The organism is Pantoea sp. DY-17 (genome assembly GCF_019795975.1).
In the GTDB taxonomy this organism is placed as follows: domain Bacteria; phylum Pseudomonadota; class Gammaproteobacteria; order Enterobacterales; family Enterobacteriaceae; genus Pantoea; species Pantoea leporis.
In genome coordinates this window covers 90,064-111,942 of record NZ_JAIMIG010000002.1, presented here as the reverse complement: position 1 = coordinate 111,942, position 21,879 = coordinate 90,064, and the positions used below count along the sequence as shown (strand labels likewise).

The window sequence follows — 21,879 nt, the reverse complement described above, 5'->3', positions numbered from 1 at the left end:
TATTTCTGATGGCGGTGATGGGCAGCACCGCCTTTAGAAGAGTAATAATCTTAATCGCAAGCTCGCATTTTAAGACTAATTACTGAGGACTACCATTGATGAGGGTTACGCAAAAATTCTGCCTGGCTCGGCAAAATTTCAAGATCCCGTTTTCTACAAAAAACCTGCGGCGGCATATTTCCTGTTAACGGCGCAATGTCACGCAGTTTCATTTCACGATTAACTTTAGGTAACCACTCTTCGAACTGTTTCGCGTAGGAATCCGCCAGATTTTTATCATGGGTGCGCCCGACAAAAAGCTTACTTTTAGCGAGACGGGAAATGTCCGTCGCATATATTTCGTAGAGATCGCCGCACTGTACAATTTCAATTGCGGTGAAATGCATATTTGGCCAGAAACTCACTTTTGCTGAAAAATTGCTGTAATTCATAAAATATCACTTATTGTTGGATTTATCTGTATGCCAGATTATTCTGGTCGGGCCAGTAATTATAACGCCATTCTCATGGCCTGATACTGTCAGATAAATCCTGAACTTTTAAAATTGAATCGCTTTAAAACCCATGTTCTTAATTATGGGAGATTATCTTAACTGAAAAAGCCGTCATCATCCGGCGTCTTTCCTACCACGATTTGCAGCGTATTCCGCAGGCAATCCTGGAAAATCACATCATTGGTGCTCTCAAGCTCTGCCAGCAGATAGGCAATAATGCTCTTATTGGTAACAGTTTTTTTGTCTTTTATGATAGCGGTGATAATTGAGCCCAATATTTCGGCCTCAGATTTCAGCTTTACAGAACCACAATTGAAATAGGCGATAAAATCGGTACTGATATTCATTTTTTGCATGCGTTTCCCCTGGCGACGTTAGTGCCAGCACTTTATGGAGTAATAAAAAATTAATGGAATAGTCTGAAAAATGAGATCGCAAATGATCTCGTTAAGCTGATTGAATTTAATAAAAGGGGAATGTTGTTAATTTTAGAGAAAATGTCTATCAAGAGAGCCTGCTGACGTTTACATTGAGTAGCGTGGGTTTCGGGGTGAAAGAAGTTATGTCACCACTTGATCACAAAAATATACAAACACGGAATAAGAGTACAGAATTTTCTTTTAATAAAACCGCTGTTATTTTAAGCAATTGGAATAAAATCAGCGATAACAGTCAGTTGAGTGATAGTTAGAGTCCAAAGAGAATTGTAAATTAGTCCTGTTAGGTGATTAATGCGCATTGTTGTTTATCGGATTATAGATTGCAGAAGCGCACATTGATGCGCTTCTGCCCCGGTGTCTAAGGCGTTACCGCTTCGCCGCTCACCACTTTTGCTTGCTGCAGGCTGGCCTCTTCCTCGCGGAACTTCAGACGATCCCAGACCCGGAAGAACGGATAGTAAATCACCAGCGAAATTGTCAGATTCACCACCTGCAAAACGGTGCCGGAAATATGCCCGCCGGTGGCCAGATAGCCGCTGACGAAAATCGGTGTGGTAAACGGCAGCGCAATCCCCGCCGGAGGCGCCACCAAACCGGTGCTCATCGCCGCCCACGACACAATCACCAGCACCACCGGTGTCAGGATAAAGGGCAGGAACAGATACGGGTTCATCACCAGCGGAATACCGAACACTAATGGCTCACTGATGTTAAATAGCGCCGCCGGTGCGGCAATTTTACCGAGCTGCTTCATCTGGCGACTGCGTGAACGAATCAGCATGAAAATCACCAATCCCAGTAGCGCGCCGGTTCCGCCCGGTGCAATCCACAAATCATAAAACTGCTGGGTAAAGATGTGCGGGATGGGTTGGTTGTGCTGAAACGCCTCGAGGTTTTCACTCATATTCGACAGCCAAACCGGCTGAATAAACACCAGCACAATCGCATCACCGTGCAGCCCGAGCGTCCAGAGAATCCCAATCAGCAGCACCGAGAAAATCATGCCGGGCAAGGTGCCACCCACGTGATGCATCGGCAAACCAATTACAGTAGCGATCAGGTTATTGATATCGCCGAACGGCGATGCTTCCACCGCCAGACGAATCACCAACACCACCGCCAGCACACAAAAACCGGGTACCAGCGCGAGGAAGGATTTCGCCACCGCAGGCGGCACGCCCTCCGGCATCTTGATCACCAGATTACGGTTGTGCACTAAGCGGTAAATCTCGGTCGATAGCAGCGCAACCACGATAGCCACAAACAAACCCTGGCTGCCAATCAGTGAAATCGGCAACACGCCGGTGACCAACTGCGTCGGCGCGCCCTCCACCGGGGCAAACAGCGTCTGCTGCGGAATGGTCATCACAAATGCCACTAACGCCATCGCGCCGCTGGTGAGCGGATCAAGCGTGCGATACTTCTCCGCCAGGCGGTAAGCGATGCCGAAGCTGGAGATCAGCGCCATGATGTCGTAGGTCGCGCGCACCGGATAAAGCAGTTTGTTGCGCCACGTCTCGCCAAACAGATCCGCCATTAAATGGCCCCACGCCGGAATCGGCAGATAGGCAAAGATCAGGAAGAAGCTGCCAATCAGCATAAACGGCATGTTGAGAATGATGCCGTCGCGCACGGAGAGCACATGCTTCTGACCGGCGATTTTCAGTGCGACGGGCAAGACATAACGGTCTATAAAAGTACGGTTAGACATAGGTGTTCCTCTGGCTCAGTGGCGCAACGGATTATGGCGTGGCGAACTGCGGCAGCCACGGCTTGTTTAAGGTCAGCACTTCGTCAAGCAAAGCTTCGGCGGTCGCGACATCACCGACTAACGGATTGCCGAGCAGCGCCAGCAGCGCTTGCTCACGATCGCCATGCACTGCGGCTTCGATAGTCAGGCGTTCAAACGCTTTGATCTGCTGCGTCAGGCCATTCATCAGCGGCGGCAACTCACCAAACGCCAGCGGATGCGCGCCTTGCGCATCAACCAGACAGTTCACCTCCACCACCGCGTCATCCGGCAGGCCATGAATCGCGCCATTGTTGCGACAGTTCACCACCAGATTTTTGCCACTGTTATTGTGAATTGCGCTGATCAGCTCAACCGCCACTTCGGAGTAATACGCGCCGCCGCGGAAACTCAGCTGCTCGGGTTTGTGCGCCAGATGCGGGTCGGCATACAGCACGAACAGTTCCGCTTCCACTTTCATCACCTGCTCCGCGCGCGTGCCTTCATGACCGTTTTGCGCTTTCTCTTGCTCTTCGGCCAGCATCTGCGGCGTTTGCCAGTAATAACGGTGATACGGGCACGGAATCGCCTTGAGCGCGCGCAGGAACTGCGGCGACCACGGCATATCTTTGATGTTGTTCATGGTGAGCGATTGGCCGTCGCACAGTTGCTCGATCACCTGCGCGGTCACATCCTCGCCGCGACAGGTCACCTGATGCACCCACACCAGATGGTTGAGCCCGGCGAAGCGCAGCTGCACGTCATCCCAGGGCGCATCGAGCATGCCGGCAATCATGTGATGCATATTCACCGGCACATTGCACAGCCCGATGATTTTCGCCTTGCTGTAGCGCGACACCGCCTCCGTCACAATCCCCGCCGGATTAGTGAAGTTGATGATGAAGGCGTCCGGTGCCAGCGCCTCGACTTTGCGCGCTACCTTGAGCATCACCGGAATGGTGCGCAACGCTTTGGCAAAGCCGCCAACGCCCGTGGTTTCCTGGCCGAGCCGACCATATTTCAGCCCGAGGCGCTCATCCGCCGCGCGCGCGGCCAGCAATCCCACACGCAGCTGCGTCAGAACAAAACGAGCACCGCGAATCGCGTCATCCAGCTCAAAATGGACGCTCACTTTTACCTGCGCCAGCCCGTTTTGCTGCAGCATGCGACGAGTAAGATCGGCGATGACATTAACCTTTTCGCGCCCTTGCTCGATATCCACCAGCGCCAGTTCCGTCACCGGCAGCTGCACATAGCGATTGATGATCCCTTCCACCAGCTCCGGTGAATAGCTGCTGCCACCACCAATAATTGCGATCTTAAGCATCTGTGCCTCCTGCCGCTGTGCGGCGATAGAGTTCAATGATTTCGCCAGCCAGATCCTGAATCAGCATGGCGTTCATCAGATGATCCTGGGCGTGCACCAGAATCAGCGTGACCGGCAACTTACCGCTGCCTTCATCCAGACCAATCAGCGCGGTCTGCTGCTGGTGCGCAGCGCTGATGCTTTCACCTGCTGCCGCCAGCTGTTGCTGCGCCTCGCTGAAGCGCCCTTCTCGCGCCAGTCGCAGCGCGCTGATGGCCGCGCTGCGGGCTGCGCCGGCCTGCACCAGCAACAGCATAATTTCCTCTTCAAACTCGATAGCCACGATTTCAGACATGCAGAATCCCCCACAGCACAACGCCGTGTAATGTCAGTTGGATGGGTTAAAAAGGACGTTTAGGAGTCGTGTAAGGCCAGCGCTTTATCGAGCACCTGTTCGCCACGCATCATGCCGTAATCCATCATGTCGATGACGGCGACAGATTTGCCTTGCGGCGCGGCAATAGCGCTAAGACGGGCTGCTTCGAACTGCACCTGCGGGCCAAGCAGAACCACATCGGCATCCGGCAGAATGCGTTCGAATTCCGCCACCGGCACGGCTTTAATGTCAATTTCCAGACCGCGACCTGCAGCGGCGTGCTGCATTTTGCTCACCAGCATGCTGGTTGACATGCCTGCAGCACAGCAAAGTACGATGCGCATAATTTCTTCTCCTGTGATTTGTTCCGGCCATTTAAGACCTGTCTCAGAGACGCTGTAAAGTGGCTGTGGGCAGAGGATTTTCTGATGGATGGATAATTTATTGATACAAGTCAGATGGATACGATTAAAATATTAATGAAAATATTTTTCACGAGTGTGATCTTAACCATAATTTAACAGTGAAAAGCCCGCCAAGCGGCGCTAAGACCCCGCAATACGCTGAAAAAAAACTCAACATGAAAAATAATTTCATGCATGATGGACCTTCGCAACTGAGGATGTGATGAGCTGATGGATATTGTCTGGCAATTACGGCAGCAGTCGGAGCGCGCGGATGCGCAGGAATCGAGGCTGGCGCGTTTTATTCTGGCGAACCTGCACGCCAATGTACACGTCACCATGGAGAGTCTGGCTACACAGGCTGGTGTGAGTCCGGATGTGCTAAGACGCTTTGCCACTTCGGCGGGCTGTCAGGATCTTGATGATTTTCTCCATCAGGTGCGGAAAGCCGGTCAGCAGCAGGATGTTGAATTTATCGATGTCATCCGCCAGAGGCAATCGTCGCTGAGTCAGCAGGAGAAACGTGTTGCCGAAGCGATTCTCAGCGACACTGCTTTTGCCGCTTCCGCCACCATCGAGCAACTTGCCGGCCGCGCAGAAGTCAGCGCCGCCACCATCACCCGCTTTGCGCGTTCGCTGGGTTGCGAAGATATCCGTGATTTGCGTATGCGACTGGCGCGCGCGCCACAGAGACAACCCCCTCACGCGATTGCGCCGATTGAGGCTATTACTCAAGCGTTAACCCAGCAATATGGTCAAGCGGAAGCGGCGACCTGGCAACGTGCCGCAGAGATGTTGCGTAAAGCCCGAAGCGTACTGCTGATTGGCGCATCGGGGCTGCAGACTACGCTGGTGGCGGACGTCCATCAGCGCCTGCAAAACGCCGGACTGGCCAGCGCGTGGATTCAGGATGACAACCTGCTGAGCATGACGCTGAGCCGTTTGCAACCGGACGATCTGTTGATGATTCTCGCGCCTGATACCGTTAACAGCCACGTGCTTAGCGCAGTACACCATGCGCACATTCAAAAAACGCCGGTGATTGCGCTTTGTGCGAAGACATTAGATCTCGCCAATCAGGCCGATATCTGGTTGCCGCTGCCGGAAGCGCAACACGCGCGCCGTTACGGCATTTTGTTTGCGCTGGATCGGCTGGAGTCAGCACTAACTGTTCTCTAAGTAAATCTCCAACATCCTTAGATTTGCAAAAGTAAAACGATCGGTTTACTTTTAGAGGATGAAAAAGAAACTCGATATCATCAATGCCGCTGAGCGGCTGTTCTATCTCAACGGCTTTCACGCCATCAGCACCGATCGCATTTGCAGCGAGGCGAATGTCTCGACGCGCACCTTGTATCGCTATTTCCCCTCGCGTGAAGCGCTAACGGCCGCGGTGCTGGAGGCGCGACAAGCTCGTTTCTTCGCCGCGTTGCAATCGCCGGACCATCCGCAAGCGGTCAGCCATATGTTCGATGCGATGGCCGACTGGATGCAGCAATACGGCAACAATGGCTGCTTGTTTCTCAAGGCATGGGGCGAATACGCCGGAGAAGATGTCGCGTTAGCCGAACAGGCGCTGGCTTACCGCCACAAGATGCGCGATTACATTGCACGCGCCATTCAGCAGGCGCTCGGCAAGCAGCATGTCGCGCTAGCGGATGCGGTTTGGCTGCTGTTTGAAGGTGTGCTGACTTCCGCGCTGATCATCGGCGCGGCGCAGGCGTGCGAAGCCGGTAAAAACGCCGCGCTGCAGCTTATCGCGTTCAGTGAACAGACATGAAGGGTACGGCGCTCGGCATCACCGGATTTGCACTTATCGCGGTGACCTACGGTATGGCGCGTTTCGCCTGGGGCTTGATGATGCCCGAGGTGATGCACGACATCCCCTTTACCCGGCGCGTTTCTGGCGTGCTTTCGGCCTGTAGCTTTGCCGCTTACTGTGTGGCGGTGTTGATCGCGCCGATGATGACCGCCCGCGCCGGGCCGCGATTTCCTGCTGCGGTTGCCGCGCTGTGTGCCGCGTTGGGTTTGTTGATCATCGCGAGCGCGGTATCGCCGTGGATGCTCGGCGTGGGATTGTTTATCGCCGGTATGAGCGCCGGTCTCGCCTCGCCTGCGTTAGCGAGCGCCGTCAGCCAGCGTATTGAGGCTGAGCAACAGCCGCAGATGAACACGGTTATCAATGCCGGAACCAGCATGGGCATTATGTTGTCAGTGCCAATTTTGTACTGGCTGCCCGGCGGCTGGCGCATCGCCTGTACGGTTTTTGCCGCGCTGGCGATGATCTGCCTGGTGCCGATTTGGCGTCAACTACCCAATCACCGTGAAAACGCTCAACGTGAATCCTGGTTAAGCCACCTGCGGCAGCGTTCGCTGCAGCGCCTTATCTTCATTGCACTGTTCAGCGGCGTCGCCAGCGCGGCTTGGTGGAGCTTCGGCCCGGATCTGCTGCATCACATTCACGTCAGCGACCGCATGGTTAGCCTGTTGTGGCTCATCGCTGGCGCAGCAGGCATTATCGGCGCGCTCACCGGCCCGATGGCGAAATGGATGGGGATAAAGCGGGTTTATTGGCTGTCGCAATGCTGCCTTGCCGTGCCCTTATTGCTACTGGCGTGCAGCCATCACTATTCAGCCTGGCTGTTTCCCGCCGTGGCGTTAGGTGGCGCGGCGTATGTTACGCTCTCGGGCGTGTTGCTGGTGTGGGGCGCACAAGCAAGCAGTAATGCCCCCGCCGTCGGCGTAGGCATCTTGTTCTTTATGTTGGCGGCGGGTCAGGTGATGGGATCGCTGCTGTTTGGACAACTCTTTATGCTGGCAGGCGCGCCAACCGCATTAACGCTGTTTGCCGCGCTGCCGTTGCTAATGATGTTTGTTATTCGTCGTTAAACGGATCTTTTTTGTCGTCTTCACTGTCATCGCGCGTTCTGGGGATCTCACCGTGTTCGCTGGGATTGTCCTTGGCAGGATGCTTTTCATCATTCACGTCGCGTTTATCTTTAGGGTGATTGCTCATCTGAAGCTCCTTTGTTGATCACCCATTAAGTGTAGTTGATGGGGCGAGGCGTTCGCCCCATAAGCTTACTGCAACGCTTTCAGAATCTGCATCGCGGCTTTAACCCGCTCGGTATTGGGATAATTTTTGTTCGCCAATATCACAATGCCAACCTGTTTCTCCGGGATGAAGGCGACATAAGCACCGAAGCCACCGGTTGCGCCGGTCTTATGCACCCACGACGCGCTGACACGCGGATGTGATTCGGCATCCCGCACCGGCTGCGGCCCAAGCGCCACTTTGTTATCCGCGCCCTTCGCCGCCATCTCCGCCTGAGCGGGCCAATCCAGCATCTCCCACCCCAAACCTTGATAGAGCGCATCGGTGCGATAGAAACGCGTTTGCGCGAAATCCAGCGCCTGCTGCAGCGGCTTATCGTTAACCTGCTGCGGATCCATATTGGCCTGCATCCAGCGCGCCATATCTTTAATCGACGACTTCACGCCATAGGCTTCAGCATCCAGCATGCCCGGCGACACGCGCACCGGTTTGCCTTCGCGGTAGCCCCATGCGTAAGCATTTTTCGCGGCGTCAGGCACGGTGATAAAGGTGTGCTTGAGCTGCAATGGCGTGAATACGCGCTGCTGCATTGCCTGTTCAAAAGTCAGCCCGCTGGGTTTCGTCGCCAGCCAGCCAAATAAGCCGATGCTGCTGTTGGCATATTGACGCGTGTTGCCCGGCGTCCATTGTGGTTGCCATTGTTGATAGAAGTTCGCCAGCGCCTTTTCGTCGGTCACGGCATCGGGCACCTGCAGCGGCAAACCGCCAGCGGTGTAAGTCGCCAGCTGCAGCAGCGTGATGTCGCGCCACTGCGGCGTGTTCAGTGCCGGCCAATATTTGCTGGCAGCATCGCTCAGCGCGATCTCGCCTTTATTCACCGCAACGCCACTCAGCACGCCGGTGAAGGTTTTACTCACCGAACCCAGCTCAAACAGCGTGTCTTGGGTGACCGGGCGCTGCTGTTTGACATCCGCCATGCCCCAGGTGAAATAGTGAGGCTGGCCTTTAACCACCACCGCCACCGCCATGCCGGGAATTGATTGCTGCTGCATTAGCGGTTTGATCGCCTGATCAATGGTTGCCTGCACATCCGCCTTCGCGGCGAACGCCATGGAGCACGCCGAGGTCAGCGCTGTAGCTATCAATGTTTGAGAAATCAATTTCACTGTAGTTAACCTTCCGGGTTGTTGTTCCGCAGGGAGTTTGACCAATTTGACAGGGTGCAACAAACTGTTAATTTTAGCGTCAGACAATAGAAAATCTTACAGGTTGGCGCATGACACGACCCTATATTCCCTTGAACGCGCTTAGAGCCTTTGAAGCCGCTGCACGTCATCTAAGTTTTACTAATGCGGCGATTGAGCTGCACGTAACCCATGCAGCCGTGAGCCAGCAGGTAAAATCGCTGGAACAGCAGCTCGGTTGCCAGCTGTTTGTGCGGGTATCGCGCGGGTTGATGCTGACCACAGAAGGCGAAAGCCTGTTGCCGGTGCTCAACGACTCATTCGATCGGATTGCCGATACGCTGGATCGTTTCTCATCCGGTCAAATGCGCGAAAAATTGAAAGTTGGTGTGGTGGGAAGCTTTGCCACCGGCTTGCTGTTGCCGCGATTAGAGGATTTTAACCGCCGTTATCCGCACATTGAGCTGCAACTCTCCACCCACAACAATCGCGTCGATCCGGCTGCCGAAGGCCACGATTACACCATTCGCTTTGGTAGCGGCGCCTGGCACGGCACCGAGGCGCAGTGTATTTGTCCTGCGCCGTTATCACCGCTGTGTAATCCGGCCATTGCCCGGCAGCTACAACAGCCTGCAGACGTGCACAAATTTACCCTGCTGCGCTCATTCCGCCGTGATGAGTGGAGCCAATGGCTGCAAAGCATGAACGAACATGCGCCATCGCCTGCGCATCCGGTGATGATTTTTGACTCGTCGCTGACGATGATTGAAGCGGCGTTGTTAGGTGCGGGGATTGCGCTGGCACCGGTGAGGATTTTCTATCACCTGCTGCAAAGTGAGAAGCTGGTGCGCCCTTTCGCCGCTGAAATCGATCTCGGCGGCTATTGGTTAACGCGTTTGCAATCGCGGCCCGAAAGCACCGCGATGACCGCGTTTTCTGGCTGGTTGATGGATACCTTTTTGCCCGGTGCGCACTAATTAAACGAACACGTGATTTATAGCGCAAATGCGCAGGCCGGAGTCACTTTTGGTCCGGCGGTCCTCGCGCCGCAGCAGATGTGTCAGCGCCCGCACGTAAGCCAGGCCTTACGCTATCTGTTTCGCCTTCGCCAGCGTGCGTGCAAGAAGCGCGGAGTACAGCGGTTTGCCGCCGAAGAACTGCGCGGCCAGCGTTGCGCCGAGACAGGTAATGATCATCGGCAAAATCAGCTGATAATTGTTGGTCATCTCCAGCACCAACACAATGCCGGTCAGCGGCGCACGCACCGACGCCGCAAACAGCGCGCCCATTCCGGCCACGGCAAAGGTTGCCGGCTCCAGATGTAAACCCGGCAGCCACTGCATGCAGAGCTGGCCGAAGCAGGTGCCGAGCAGCGTGCCTAGCGTCAGCATCGGGGCGAAAATACCGCCTGGCGCGCCGGAGGAGAAACAGCAGACAGTGATGAGCGTGCGCAGTGCGAAGAGCAGAAACAAGGCCAGCGCGCTGTAACTACCGCTGGAGAAATCGGGGATCAAGGCAATCCCGCCGTTGATGGCTTGTGGCAGCACCAGGCCAATCACGCCGCACGCGCCAGCCAGTAAACTTCCCCACATCACCCAAGGTGCCACGCGACCTTGGTGCAAACGCTGAAACTGATCCTGCGCGAGGAAAATGAAGCGATTAAATGCCACGCCGCAGCCACCGAATAACACGCCTAATACCAGATAAAGCCACAGCGTATTAGTTGGCGCATCCTGCAACTGACCAATATTGATGATCGCCTCATTACCATTACACACGCGGAAAACAATGCTGGAGACGATAACGCCGACAAACACCGCTTTGATGGAAATCAGGCTGTAGCGAAATTGCGGACGCATCTCTTCAATAATAAACAGGATGCCCGCCAGCGGCGCATTGAAGGCAGCCGATAAACCGGCGGCAGCGCCGGTTGCCAGCAACGTGTGGCGAGATTCAGAAGATTTAACGCGGAACAGATCGACACACATGCCGCCGATATTGCCACCCAGTTGCACGGTTGGCCCTTCGCGACCCAACACCATGCCTGAACCTAACGCGCCCATGCCACCAATGAATTTCACTGGTAGTACGCGCCACCAGCGCACCGGTCTGAGCTCCTCCAGCGCGCCTTCGATTTCAGGAATACCCGATCCGCCCGCTTCTGGCGCGTAACGTCGCACCAGGAAATAGCCAATAGCGCCTAATAATGCCGAAAGGAAAAACGCACCGATTATTTTCACCAGCAGATTGTCACCGGCATCCGCGAGCCAGCTCAATCGCGTCTGCACTACAAAATTCACGGCTTTATCAAAGGCCACGCCAACCAAACCGGTTAGCACACCGACCAGCGCAGCCAGCAGTAATAGTGCAACGGGCGTTTTGTCGCGGCGTAATAGTTTCTGCATCAATAAGAAGCGCCCAGCACGTAAAATCGTTTTGGGCTCTGCGGAGTGATGATGAGCAGACATGCAAATCCCTCTGTATTCAGAACAGTGTTCAAACGCTAGTTTGAAAAAAGAGGGATTAGCATACTGAGAATGAAGTGATTTTTAACCAGGAATTCGCAAGCGGATTTTTCAGGATGGAAGAGGTTGGGCATTTTTAGCCGATGCATCAACCTCTTCTACGGGGAATTAATCCTGCTCTTCAGCAATCAGCGTCAGTTTTTCATCAGTGGCTTTTTCTTCTTCCAGCGTTTCACCCAGTAACCTGGCGGCATCCTGATAATCCAGCTTCAGGGCTAAGGCGCGCAAGGTGCCGTAGGTGGCGATCTCATAGTGCTCAACTTTCTGTGCGGCACCGATCAGTCCAGCATCGCAAACCGGCCCTTTTTCTACTTCATCGATAATTTCCTGCGCCTCTTCGGCCAGACCTTCCAGCGCATGGCATTTCATTCGTTTGATCTGCACGCCTTCCGTGAGCTCAACCAGTTGATCAATACGTTCAATTTGTCCGCGCGTTTCTTCGAGATGCTGTTTAAAAGCCGCAACCAGATTAGGATCAGAGGCGGCGCGAATCATTTTTGGTAATGCTTTGGTGATCTGTTTTTCTGCGCTGTAAATATCAGAGAGATCATGCACAAACAGATCTTGCAGTGTTTTAATTGTCATAATATGGCCTTTTAGTAGAATAGAATATCAGGTAGGTAAAAACGTGGGCGAGAGTGAATAAGGAATTACGCCGGCACATAAGCCTGACTTAATCCTGGCGGACAATAGACAATTCACAAGCGAAGCCTGAAAATAAACTCGCCGCATTGTTTAAATCATTGCCAGACTTAAACCAGGTCAATCGGAGAGAACATAATGAAAAAGCCAGGGCCGCCAGATCTCAATGGCGAAATTATTCACGAACGCAGATTAATGCCGCTCGGATTAATTTCTCTGTATGAAGTTACCTTCAACAATGGCACATATGCCGTTATGCGTTTGGATAAAACTCAACCCTTTCATCAGGGTGCCGTTTTTAAACGTGTTAATGACTGCTGGTATTGTGATGAACAACTGATACATCCTTACGCTTTTCAGTTTGTCGATCAGGCTGAAGCGCAACGGTCATTTATCGAATATGAGCGATAATATTATCTTGTGCTCTTTCATATCGGCGAGTGAAACGCAGCGAGTTGGTCCGGTTGCGCTGGCGGCAATGACATCCACAAATTCACCTCCATGCTGGTTTCATATTCCGCATGCGCTTCAAGGAAAATATGCTCGCCGCTGCGCGATTGCCCGCCATAAAGCCAGCCGCCCTGCACCTCACCATTTTCAAATTGCACGATGCACTCCTGCTTGTAGCCGGGCGCTTGTTCATTTACATCAATCCATTCAAGAATATGGCGCATTCGCTTACTCCTCGGCAATAAACAGTGATTTACAGTGCGGGCACAACATAGCCTGTCCGCGCGCTTGCTTTAAGGAAGATTGTGGGCAAAACTTTTTGCAGACTGGACACTGAGTTTTGACTTCCCGGCGTGATAAGCTTTCTAAAAATTGATTTAACCAGCTCATAATTTATTTCCTTTTTCCGTTAACTGATTCTAACACACCTGATTTTTTTCATTGCCACTCACACTTGACAACAACGTTAAAGATCCTCAACCCCATCATTACGTTCAGTTAAATGTTCTAAATTAACTTTTATTTTATAAACCAACCGTAAGATCGATTTGGCACTATACTCAAAACAGACAAATATTTTCCCTCGCCCTCTCTTATACCGTCAACTTTCCTGTTGATAGTGCTGACTTTTATAATCCATTGGATTTTTTGCGACGCCATTATGAAAAATAAACTTCCCACCGGGCCATTCATTAGCAGTAGTGCGCTTCCAGCAACGGCACGCAGTAGTTTTGAGTTTTTACATCACAGCGGTGTTTACCAGGCGAACCGGCCAGATGTTTTTTCCGAGCGGCAAATGGAAATATATGGCGAGCGTCTGGCAAAAACGCATCATCTTTCCGACGCCAAAAAAAGCTATAAATTATTGCAGCGGCTGACGGAAAACGAACAGGCGCTGATAAAAAGCGCTGAAATATTAAGTACCGGTGAGAAGCGTAATTTGACACCGGCTGGCGAATGGTTGCTGGATAATTTTTATATTATCGAAGAGCAAATTCGGATGGTGCGCCATCTGTTGCCCACCAAATTTGGTCAGGGTTTACCTGCGCTGAAAGACCCCGCGCACTCTTTGCGCATTCAGGCGATCGCGGATGAGATGATCAGCCACAGCGATGGCCGCTTAGAATCGGCGGTGCTGGCGACCTTTATTCATGCTTATCAACGCGTGACGCCGCTGCTAATGGGTGAACTCTGGGCGCTTCCCGCTATGCTGCGCTTTGCGCTGCTCGATAACCTCGCACGTATTGCGCAAGGCGTTGCCGAGATTCATCAGGAGCGCAGCCAGGCCGAAGCGTGGATTAATGAGATCGTTCATCACTCCGCCAGGGACGCCACTCGCGTGATTCAGGTGATCGCCGATATGGCGCACAAAAACGATCAGCTTTCCGGCGCGTTTGTCGCCGAACTGGCGCGCAAACTGAATGGGCAGAATCACTCGCTGGCGCTGACCTGGGTTGAGCAACATCTGCTGAACACCGGGCGTAACACTGCGGATGTGATTGAACAATTCAACCGCCAGCTGGCACTGAGTCAGCTCTCGGTCAGCAACAGCATTGCCGGATTGCGCCAGCTTGGCGAAATCAACTGGCAGGATTTGGTGGAGTCGCTGAGCCTGGTCGAGCAGGTGTTGGCGCAGGATCCCGCCGGGATTTATCCCCAGATGCATTTTGACAGCCGCGATCAATATCGGCATGTGGTTGAAGAGCTGGCTCGCCAGAGCGAATTCGACGAGCTAAACGTGGCCAATCAGGTGCTGGCACTGAGCCGTCAGGCCGCATTGCCAGCGCGCCAACAGCATATTGGTTACTTCCTACTGGATAAAGGGCGTGCGCAGCTTGAGCAACAGCTAAAGCCGCGCCGTTCCTGGCTGAATCAGGCGCGCCATCATCTCAGCCAAACGCCGCTGCTCTCCTGGCTGGGCAGCCTGACTTTATTGACCACCGCTTTCAGCGCCGAAGCGCTGTTTTTCACTCATCAATCCGCGATGTCGGTGGTGCTGTGGCTGTTACTGGTGCCGGCGGTAATTTTAATCAGCAGCCAGCTCGCCCTGCAGCTGCTCAGCGAAGTGACAACCCGCACCCGCCATCCGGTACCGCTTCCGCGACTTGATTACGAGCTGGCGGTACCGGATGGCGATCGCACGCTGGTGGTGATCCCCTGTTTAATCAGCAGCAAACATGGCACCGATGCGCTGTTGCGGTCGCTGGAAACCAGCTATCTCGGTAACGCGCTCGACAACATCAGCTTTATGCTGCTGGCCGATTTCACCGACAGCGCGGCCGAACACGATGACGATGATGCCGAAATCATCGGTTATGCGGTGCTGAAAATTCAGGCGCTCAACCGCCGTTACAGCAGCAAGTCGCACAATGATGTGCTGTTTTCTCTGCTGCATCGCAACCGTATGCTAAACCCTTCGCAGGGCGTGTGGATGGGTTATGAGCGTAAGCGCGGCAAACTGCATGCGCTCAATCGCTGGCTGCAGGGCGAAGCGGAGATGTTTAACGTCATCGTCGGCGCCAGCCAGGCGCAAATGCGCACGGTGAAATACGTCATTACCCTCGATAGCGACACCATTCTGCCGCGAGAAACCGCGCATAAGCTGATTGGCATTATGGCGCATCCGCTCAATGCGCCGGTGTTTGATGACAGCCTGAATCGCGTGGTGGAAGGTTATGCCATTCTGCAGCCACGTCTGGCGGAGGAGATTCCGCCCTTTGGCCAAGGCCGCTACGCGCGTCTCTCCAGCAGCGTGCCGGGCAACGATGCGTATTCATCCATGTCTTCCGATATTTATCAGGATCTGTTTGGCGAAGGTTCGTTTGTCGGCAAAGGCATTTACGATGTGGCGGCCTTTACCCGCGCGACGCGTAATACCTGCCCGGAAAATCTGGTGCTCAGCCACGATCTGCTGGAAGGCTGTTATGCGCGTTCTGGCGTGGTCAGCAATGTGGTGCTGTACGAACACTACCCGGATAACTATCTCAGCGATGTGGCACGGCGTTTTCGCTGGGTACGCGGTGACTGGCAGCTGCTGAACTGGCTGAAACTGCGCGTGCGTCTGGAGGATGGCGGTTATCAGGCCAATCCGCTTAGTGCACTGTCGCGCTGGAAATTGTTCGACAACCTGCGTCGCAGCCTGATTGCGCCCGCCTTGCTGCTGCTGATGTTCCTGGCATTTAGTTGGGTAGCGAATCCGCCGTTTTGGCTCGGCTGCATTGCGCTGTTCCTGCTGTTGCCCAGCGCCTTAGCGTTGACCATGGAAGGCATGCGCAAAAGCAAGACGCGCGCCTGGCAGCATCATCTCTCTATCCTGTCTTCGGATGCGTTAATGCGCCTGAGCCGCGCGGGACTGACGCTGGCGACACTACCGCATGAAAGCTACTGGTCGCTGAAGGCGATTATCGTCACGCTGTGGCGACTCAACGTGAGCGGGCAGTTTCTCCATGAATGGAAAAGCGCCTCGGCGGGCAGTTCATCGCCCACGCCGTCACTTCGCCATTTTTATCAGGCGATGTGGTTTAACCCAGCGGCGGGCGTTGCACTGTCACTTTTAACCGCGTTGGTTAATCCTGAATTGATTGCGCTGGCGCTGCCGATCTCGCTGCTATGGCTCATCACGCCGTGGCTGTTATGGCAGTTGAGTAAACCGGCCCATTCTCGCCAGAAAAAGCTCTCCGCCGAGCAGCAACAGTTTTTGCGCCACACCGCGCGTCACACCTGGGCTTGGTTTGAAGATTTCGTCACCGCCGAACATAACCACTTGCCGCCGGATAACTTTCAGGAAGTGTTGCAGCCGGTGGTAGCGCATCGCACCTCGCCGACCAATATCGGGCTGTCGCTGCTGGCCAATTTAACCGCATGGGATTTTGGCTACATTACGCAGAAACAGGTGATTACCCGTTCGCTCGCCACGCTGGATAGCCTCGATCGCATGGAGCATTTTCGCGGACATCTCTACAACTGGTACGACACTTACACGCTGAAGCCGTTAAATCCGCGTTACGTTTCCACCGTCGACAGCGGCAACCTCGCCGCGCACCTCGCCACCCTACAGGCCGGCCTTACGCAGTGGAAGCATCTGCCGGTGCTCGCCTTGCCAGTGATCATGGCCGGTCTGCATGACACCTTGCTGCTGGCGAAAGCGCAGATGGGCACAGAGCGTAACGATCGCTGGGATGAGTTAACCGCGCAGTTTGATGCGCTGCAACAGGCCGCGCCCGTTGCGATTGCCAGTCATCTCTCGTCGCTGATCGCGCAGAGTGAAATTCTGCTGGCGCAGATGCAGCTGCCGCCGTTGCAGGTGAAATGGTTCGAACGGTTTATCCACCAGCTCAGCGATTTGCAGCAGGAGTGGACGCTGTTTTTCAGCTGGCTCACGCCGGATGATGATCTGCCTGCCGCCTTACCTTCTCTGCTGTGGCTGAGTGAGTTAGAGCGTCATCGCCCCGGCCTCCATTCTCAGCTCGCGGCGTCTGTGATGTGGGCCGCACGTGAACGCATGGCGACTTTGCTGGAGCTGGAAGGACGGCTGGAAGATCATGCAAAAATGGATTTCCGCTTTCTCTATGTCGAAAAAACCGCGCTGCTCAGCGTGGGTTACAATCTCGACAGCGGCGCGCTCGATAAAGGCCATTACGATCTCTTCCCGTCCGAAGTGCGCCTGACGCACTACTACGCCATCTCTGCTAATCAGCTGCCGGTAAAAAGCTGGTTCGTGCTGGGCCGTTTGTTCACCCAACTGGATAACAAACCGGCGGTGATGTCGTGGAGTGGCTCGATGTTTGAGTACCTGATGCCGCATCTGGTGATGCCGGTTTACCCGGATACGCTGCTGGAAAAAATGGCACTGTCGGCGGTGAAGCAGCAGATCGCGTCCGGTGATGCCGCGCAGATTCCGTGGGGCGTCTCCGAGTCGGCTTACGCCGCGTTCGATGACAGCCAAAACTATCAATACAAAGCTTTTGGTACGCCAGAGTTAGGGCTGAAGCGTGGCCTCAACGATGATCATGTGGTTGCGCCCTACGCCTCGCTGTTGGCGCTGATGGTGCTGCCGCATCAGGCCACCGACAACCTGATGCGACTGAAGAAAATGGGTGCCTGCGGCAAATACGGTTTTTACGAGGCGCTCGATTTCACCGCGCAGCGCCTGGCGCGCGGCCAGCAATTTGTCACGGTGAAAACCTACATGGCGCATCATCAGGGCATGGGTTTTCTGGCGATTTCGCATCTGCTGCATGAAGCGCCGATGGTGGCGCGGTTTATGTCGAGTGCGCGCTTCCAGTCTTCCTACTTGCTGCTGCAGGAGCGCGTGCCGGATGACATTGAGCTGTATACCCCGCGTCGGCAGTTCGTTGACACCAGCGAGATCAAGCCGCGTTCAGATACGCCCGAACTGCGCGAGTTTAGCGGCTCGGCGGCGCATCTGCCGCAGATCCAGCTGCTATCGAACGCCAATTATCATGTGATGGTGACGCAATCCGGCACCGGGTATAGCCAGTGGAAAGGATTGGCGTTAACCCGCTGGCGCGCCGATGGCACCAGCAATCAGCACGGTATCTTCTGCTACATCCGCGATCGCCAATCCGGCGAGCTGATTAGCCCGACGTTCCAGCCCAGCGGCGATGCGCGCCCGCAGCACATTGCGCGCTTTACCGACGCCGGCGCGGAGTTTGAATCGCGCATGGAAACGCTCAGCACCCGCACCCAGGTGGTGGTGTCGCCAGAAGATGATGTGGAAATCCGCCGCATCGTCCTGACCAACCATTCACGCCAGCTACGTGAAATAGATATCACCAGCTACGCGGAAGTGGTGCTGGCTTCTGCCGCCAGCGATATGGCGCATCCGGCGTTCAGCAACCTGTTTGTGCAAACCGAAATCGTCACTGAACTTGAAGCGATTCTGGCGCATCGCCGCCCGCGCGATGAGAAAACCGAGCCGCTGTGGATGTTCCACGCCCTGCTGATTCATGGCACCAGCGAGCGCGATACGCATTATGAAACTGACCGTGCACAGTTTATTGGTCGCGGCAGAACCGCCGCCGATCCGCAGGCGATAGCAGCCGATGGCGTACTCAGCGGCAGCGCCGGTGCGGTGCTCGATCCGCTAATGTCGATTCGCCAAAAAATCGCCATCAAAGCGGGTAAATCCGTCACCCTCGATCTGGTGTATGGCGTCACCACGCAGCGTGATGCCTGCCTTAGCTTGATAGAGAAGTATCGCAACAATGTCTACGCCAATCGGGTATTTGAGATGGCGGCCTCGCACAGTCAGGTGGCGCTGCGCCAGCTGAACATCCTCGCCGAAGATGCCAGTTTGTATAACCAGCTCGCCAGCGCGGTGATTTTTGCCAGCCCTGAAATGCGCGGCGACAGCCAGCGTCTGCAGCAGAATCGCCTGGGACAATCGTCGCTGTGGCGACACTCGCTGTCTGGCGACTTACCGATCGTGCTGGTGCGCATCGAAAACGGTACCCAGCTCAGCCTGGTGAGCAATTTAATTAAAGCGCATCAATACTGGCGCCAGAAAGGATTGACGGTAGATTTGGTGATCCTCAACGGCGAGCAAATCGGCTATCAGCAGCTGTTGCAAAATCAGCTGATCAAAATGATTTCATCAGGCGAGATGCAGATGCTGACCGATAAGCCTGGCGGCATCTTCCTGCGCCAAAGCGAGCACTTTGCGCCCGAAGATGTCACGCTGCTACTCAGCGTAGCTGCCGTGGTGCTGGAAGGCCGCAACGGCAGTTTGGCCGACCAGCTGACGGTGCTGTTAAAACCCCAGCCGGTGGCGCCGCCTTGCCGCTTCCTGGCGCATAAACAAGCCTTTGCTGCGCCCGCCCGCCTCGCTGCGCCGGAAAACATGCAGTTGTTTAATGGCACCGGCGGCTACAGCGCCGATGGCAGTGAATATCACATTTTGTTGTCCCCACATCAGCAGACGCCCGCGCCCTGGTGCAATGTGCTGGCTAATAAACAGTTTGGTAGCGTGATTTCAGAAAGTGGTCAGGCCTATACATGGTATGAAAATGCGCATGAATATCGCCTGACGCCGTGGCACAACGATCCGGTGAGCGATACGTCGGGCGAAGCCTTTTATCTGCGCGATGAGGAGAGCGGCGATGTCTGGTCACCTATGCCGCTGCCGATGCGCGGCGCCGGAGATTATTTGACGCAGCACGGCATGGGTTACAGCCGATTTATGCATCAGGAGCAAGGCATTAGCAGCACGCTCACCACCTTCGTAGCTGGCGAGCAGGCGGCGAAAATCACCCTGATTCAGCTCAGTAATCTGTCTGGCAAAACCCGTCATTTGTCGATCACCGGCTACGTCGAATGGGTGCTGGGTGAGCTGATGAGCCAATCTGCCCGCCATGTACAAACTTCTTCGGCGATGGTGGCGGATGGCAGCGCCATTCTGGCGGTAAATCCCTATACCAGCAGCGGATCGATGCGCACCGCCTTCTTCGCCGCATCCGGCAATCAGATTGCATTCAGCGGTAATCGCCTTGAGTGTCTGGGCCGCAATGGCTCGACGCGTAAGCCCGCGATGATGCAAGCGCGCGGTTTATCAGGCAACACCGGCGCGGGGCTCGATCCCTGCGCCACTCTGCAAACGCTGGTCACCTTGATTGACGGCGATACGCGCACGCTGGTGTTCGTGTTAGGCGCGGCGGAAGATACCGCAGCGGCGTTGACGCTGATGCAGCAATTTCTTCCCAGCGAACAGGCGGAAGCCGAACTGGCGAAAGTGCAGCAGCAATGGCGCAATCTGTTAAACAAAGTCGAGGTGCAAACGCCCGATACAGCGGTGAATCTGCTGGCGAATAACTGGCTGCTGTACCAAACGTTGGCCAGCCGTTTGCTGGCGCGCAGCGGTTATTATCAGTCCGGTGGCGCGTTTGGCTTCCGCGATCAGTTGCAGGATACGTTGTCGCTCACCCACGCCGCGCCAAACTTACTGCGCGATCAGCTGGTGCTGTGCGCTTCCCGCCAGTTCCTCGAGGGCGATGTGCAGCATTGGTGGCATCCGCCTGCCGGACGCGGCGTGCGCACCCGCTGCTCAGATGATTATCTCTGGCTGCCCTTTGCACTCTGCCACTACATCACCGCCACGGAGGATCTTGCGCTGTTAGAACAGCCGATTAGCTATCTTGAAGCGCCACTGCTCACCGCCGAAGAAGAGTCAGTTTACAGCCTGCCGAACGTCAGTCAGCTGCAGGAAAACCTGTGGCAGCATGGCTTGCGTGCCATCCAGCATGGTCTGCGGTTTGGTGAGCATGGTTTGCCGCTGATGGGTTCCGGCGACTGGAATGACGGCATGAGCGAAGTGGGTATTGCCGGTAAAGGTGAAAGCGTCTGGCTCGGCTTTTTCCTCTACAGCGTGCTCACGCGCTTTGCCGCGCTCTCCACACGTATCGATCAGCCGGAAGCCGCCAGCTTGTGCGAACAACAGGCGGAGAAGCTGAAAACGGCGCTCAATCAGCTCGCCTGGGATGGTGAATGGTTCCTGCGTGGCTACTTCGATAACGGTGAAACCCTGGGTTCGCAGCGCAACGCAGAATGTCGCATTGATGCCATCGCGCAGAGTTGGTCGGTGCTGTCTGCGGCTGGCGATCACGACAAATGCGCCTCGGCGATGCAGGCGCTCGATCAGCAATTGGTGGATAGCGATAACGACCTGATTAAACTGCTGACGCCGCCGTTCAATGGCGCAGGCCCCAATCCGGGATACATTCGCGGTTATCTGCCTGGCATCCGTGAAAACGGTGGGCAATACACGCACGGCGCGCTGTGGGCAATTATGGCGTTCGCCGAGATGGGCCAGGTCGATCGCGCATGGGCGTTGCTGGCGCTGATCAATCCGATCAATCACAGCCTGGATGCGAAAGCTGTTGCAACTTACAAAGTCGAACCTTATGTGATGGCGGCGGATGTCTACAGCGCCGAGAACCATGAAGGTCGCGGCGGCTGGACGTGGTACACCGGATCGGCGGGCTGGACTTATCAGCTGATCATCGAAAGCCTGCTCGGCATCACGCGCCACGGCGATACATTGCGGCTGCGTCCGCGTCTGCCCAAAGCATGGCCGGGCGCGAAGGTGATTTATCACGAAGGGGCCGCGCGCTATGAGATTGAGATGCTGCGCACGCCTGGCGCTTATCAGCTGTGGCTGGATGATGTGCTGAGTGCCGATGATGCCATCACACTCAGCTGCGACGTCGGGAATCATCAGATACGAATTCATCTCGCTGAGTAGCAATCACTAAGGTCA

The 21,879-nt window shown here is 54.9% G+C and carries 18 protein-coding genes; 6 read left to right on the top strand and 12 right to left on the bottom strand.

What is annotated here, in order from left to right:
* Nucleotides 1-89 precede the first annotated feature (89 nt).
* The 6 genes from K5Y33_RS10965 to K5Y33_RS10940 form a co-directional block, all read right to left on the bottom strand.
* The gene (locus K5Y33_RS10965; protein ID WP_222233933.1) at nucleotides 90-431 is read right to left on the bottom strand and encodes a hypothetical protein; all 342 of its coding nucleotides are present in this window, start codon (nucleotides 429-431) and stop codon (nucleotides 90-92) included.
* 158 nt (nucleotides 432-589) lie between these two features.
* Complete coding sequence (locus K5Y33_RS10960) at nucleotides 590-850, bottom strand: biofilm/acid-resistance regulator YmgB/AriR (RefSeq protein ID WP_101761515.1); 261 nt, start codon at nucleotides 848-850, stop codon at nucleotides 590-592.
* Between the two features lie 442 nt (nucleotides 851-1,292).
* Nucleotides 1,293-2,645 carry a PTS cellobiose transporter subunit IIC gene (celB, locus tag K5Y33_RS10955; protein WP_192234851.1) on the bottom strand — a complete coding sequence of 451 codons (1,353 nt, stop codon included), beginning with the start codon at nucleotides 2,643-2,645 and terminating at the stop codon, nucleotides 1,293-1,295.
* 31 nt (nucleotides 2,646-2,676) lie between these two features.
* A complete protein-coding gene (locus tag K5Y33_RS10950) occupies nucleotides 2,677-3,990 on the bottom strand; it encodes a 6-phospho-beta-glucosidase (protein ID WP_222233932.1) in 1,314 nt (437 codons plus the stop codon).
* Entirely contained in the window at nucleotides 3,983-4,324 is a 342-nt protein-coding gene (locus K5Y33_RS10945) for a PTS lactose/cellobiose transporter subunit IIA (protein ID WP_101761518.1), read from the bottom strand. Before K5Y33_RS10945 ends, K5Y33_RS10950 begins: the two co-directional genes overlap by 8 nt.
* Before the next feature lie 59 nt (nucleotides 4,325-4,383).
* Nucleotides 4,384-4,689 carry a PTS sugar transporter subunit IIB gene (locus tag K5Y33_RS10940; protein ID WP_255610296.1) on the bottom strand — a complete coding sequence of 102 codons (306 nt, stop codon included), beginning with the start codon at nucleotides 4,687-4,689 and terminating at the stop codon, nucleotides 4,384-4,386.
* A gap of 291 nt (nucleotides 4,690-4,980) precedes the next feature.
* On the opposite strand from K5Y33_RS10940, the gene K5Y33_RS10935 reads away from it, so the two are divergent.
* From K5Y33_RS10935 to K5Y33_RS10925, 3 genes are read left to right on the top strand one after another with little or no spacing between them, the layout of a single operon-like run.
* Entirely contained in the window at nucleotides 4,981-5,928 is a 948-nt protein-coding gene (locus tag K5Y33_RS10935) for a MurR/RpiR family transcriptional regulator (RefSeq protein WP_222233931.1), read from the top strand.
* 58 nt (nucleotides 5,929-5,986) lie between these two features.
* Nucleotides 5,987-6,529 carry a TetR/AcrR family transcriptional regulator gene (locus K5Y33_RS10930; protein ID WP_222233930.1) on the top strand — a complete coding sequence of 181 codons (543 nt, stop codon included), beginning with the start codon at nucleotides 5,987-5,989 and terminating at the stop codon, nucleotides 6,527-6,529.
* Nucleotides 6,526-7,638 (top strand): MFS transporter, encoded by a 1,113-nt coding sequence (locus tag K5Y33_RS10925; RefSeq protein ID WP_222233929.1) that lies wholly within the window; start codon nucleotides 6,526-6,528, stop codon nucleotides 7,636-7,638. Before K5Y33_RS10930 ends, K5Y33_RS10925 begins: the two co-directional genes overlap by 4 nt.
* Here the strand turns inward: K5Y33_RS10925 and K5Y33_RS10920 are convergent.
* Entirely contained in the window at nucleotides 7,625-7,765 is a 141-nt protein-coding gene (locus tag K5Y33_RS10920; RefSeq protein ID WP_167391175.1) for a hypothetical protein, read from the bottom strand. The two genes, K5Y33_RS10925 and K5Y33_RS10920, sit on opposite strands and share 14 nt — an antisense overlap.
* A gap of 65 nt (nucleotides 7,766-7,830) precedes the next feature.
* Nucleotides 7,831-8,964 carry a PSZ family class C beta-lactamase gene (gene blaPSZ, locus K5Y33_RS10915; RefSeq protein ID WP_222234326.1) on the bottom strand — a complete coding sequence of 378 codons (1,134 nt, stop codon included), beginning with the start codon at nucleotides 8,962-8,964 and terminating at the stop codon, nucleotides 7,831-7,833.
* Between the two features lie 116 nt (nucleotides 8,965-9,080).
* Here blaPSZ and ampR point away from each other — a divergent pair, with 116 nt between their 5' ends.
* Nucleotides 9,081-9,965, top strand: a complete 885-nt coding sequence (gene ampR / locus K5Y33_RS10910; RefSeq protein ID WP_222233928.1) for a LysR family transcriptional regulator AmpR — start codon at nucleotides 9,081-9,083, stop codon at nucleotides 9,963-9,965.
* Between the two features lie 108 nt (nucleotides 9,966-10,073).
* Here the strand turns inward: ampR and clcA are convergent, their stop codons facing one another.
* Together clcA and K5Y33_RS10900 are read right to left on the bottom strand one after the other, a co-directional pair.
* A complete protein-coding gene (gene clcA, locus K5Y33_RS10905) occupies nucleotides 10,074-11,456 on the bottom strand; it encodes a H(+)/Cl(-) exchange transporter ClcA (protein WP_192413031.1) in 1,383 nt (460 codons plus the stop codon).
* Between the two features lie 165 nt (nucleotides 11,457-11,621).
* The gene (locus K5Y33_RS10900; RefSeq protein WP_137387363.1) at nucleotides 11,622-12,098 is read right to left on the bottom strand and encodes a ferritin-like domain-containing protein; all 477 of its coding nucleotides are present in this window, start codon (nucleotides 12,096-12,098) and stop codon (nucleotides 11,622-11,624) included.
* A 195-nt stretch (nucleotides 12,099-12,293) separates the two neighbouring features.
* Between K5Y33_RS10900 and K5Y33_RS10895 the strand changes: the two genes are divergently transcribed.
* Nucleotides 12,294-12,566 carry a hypothetical protein gene (locus K5Y33_RS10895; RefSeq protein WP_101761526.1) on the top strand — a complete coding sequence of 91 codons (273 nt, stop codon included), beginning with the start codon at nucleotides 12,294-12,296 and terminating at the stop codon, nucleotides 12,564-12,566.
* A gap of 17 nt (nucleotides 12,567-12,583) precedes the next feature.
* Here K5Y33_RS10895 and K5Y33_RS10890 read toward each other — a convergent pair whose 3' ends face one another.
* Together K5Y33_RS10890 and K5Y33_RS10885 are read right to left on the bottom strand one after the other, a co-directional pair.
* Complete coding sequence (locus tag K5Y33_RS10890) at nucleotides 12,584-12,829, bottom strand: hypothetical protein (protein WP_222233927.1); 246 nt, start codon at nucleotides 12,827-12,829, stop codon at nucleotides 12,584-12,586.
* Between the two features lie 4 nt (nucleotides 12,830-12,833).
* The gene (locus K5Y33_RS10885) at nucleotides 12,834-12,995 is read right to left on the bottom strand and encodes a YnfU family zinc-binding protein (RefSeq protein WP_217548267.1); all 162 of its coding nucleotides are present in this window, start codon (nucleotides 12,993-12,995) and stop codon (nucleotides 12,834-12,836) included.
* Nucleotides 12,996-13,266: 271 nt separating this feature from the next.
* On the opposite strand from K5Y33_RS10885, the gene K5Y33_RS10880 reads away from it, so the two are divergent.
* Nucleotides 13,267-21,864, top strand: coding sequence for a GH36-type glycosyl hydrolase domain-containing protein (locus tag K5Y33_RS10880; protein ID WP_222233926.1), 8,598 nt, complete (start codon nucleotides 13,267-13,269; stop codon nucleotides 21,862-21,864).
* The last annotated feature ends 15 nt before the right edge of the window (nucleotides 21,865-21,879 follow it).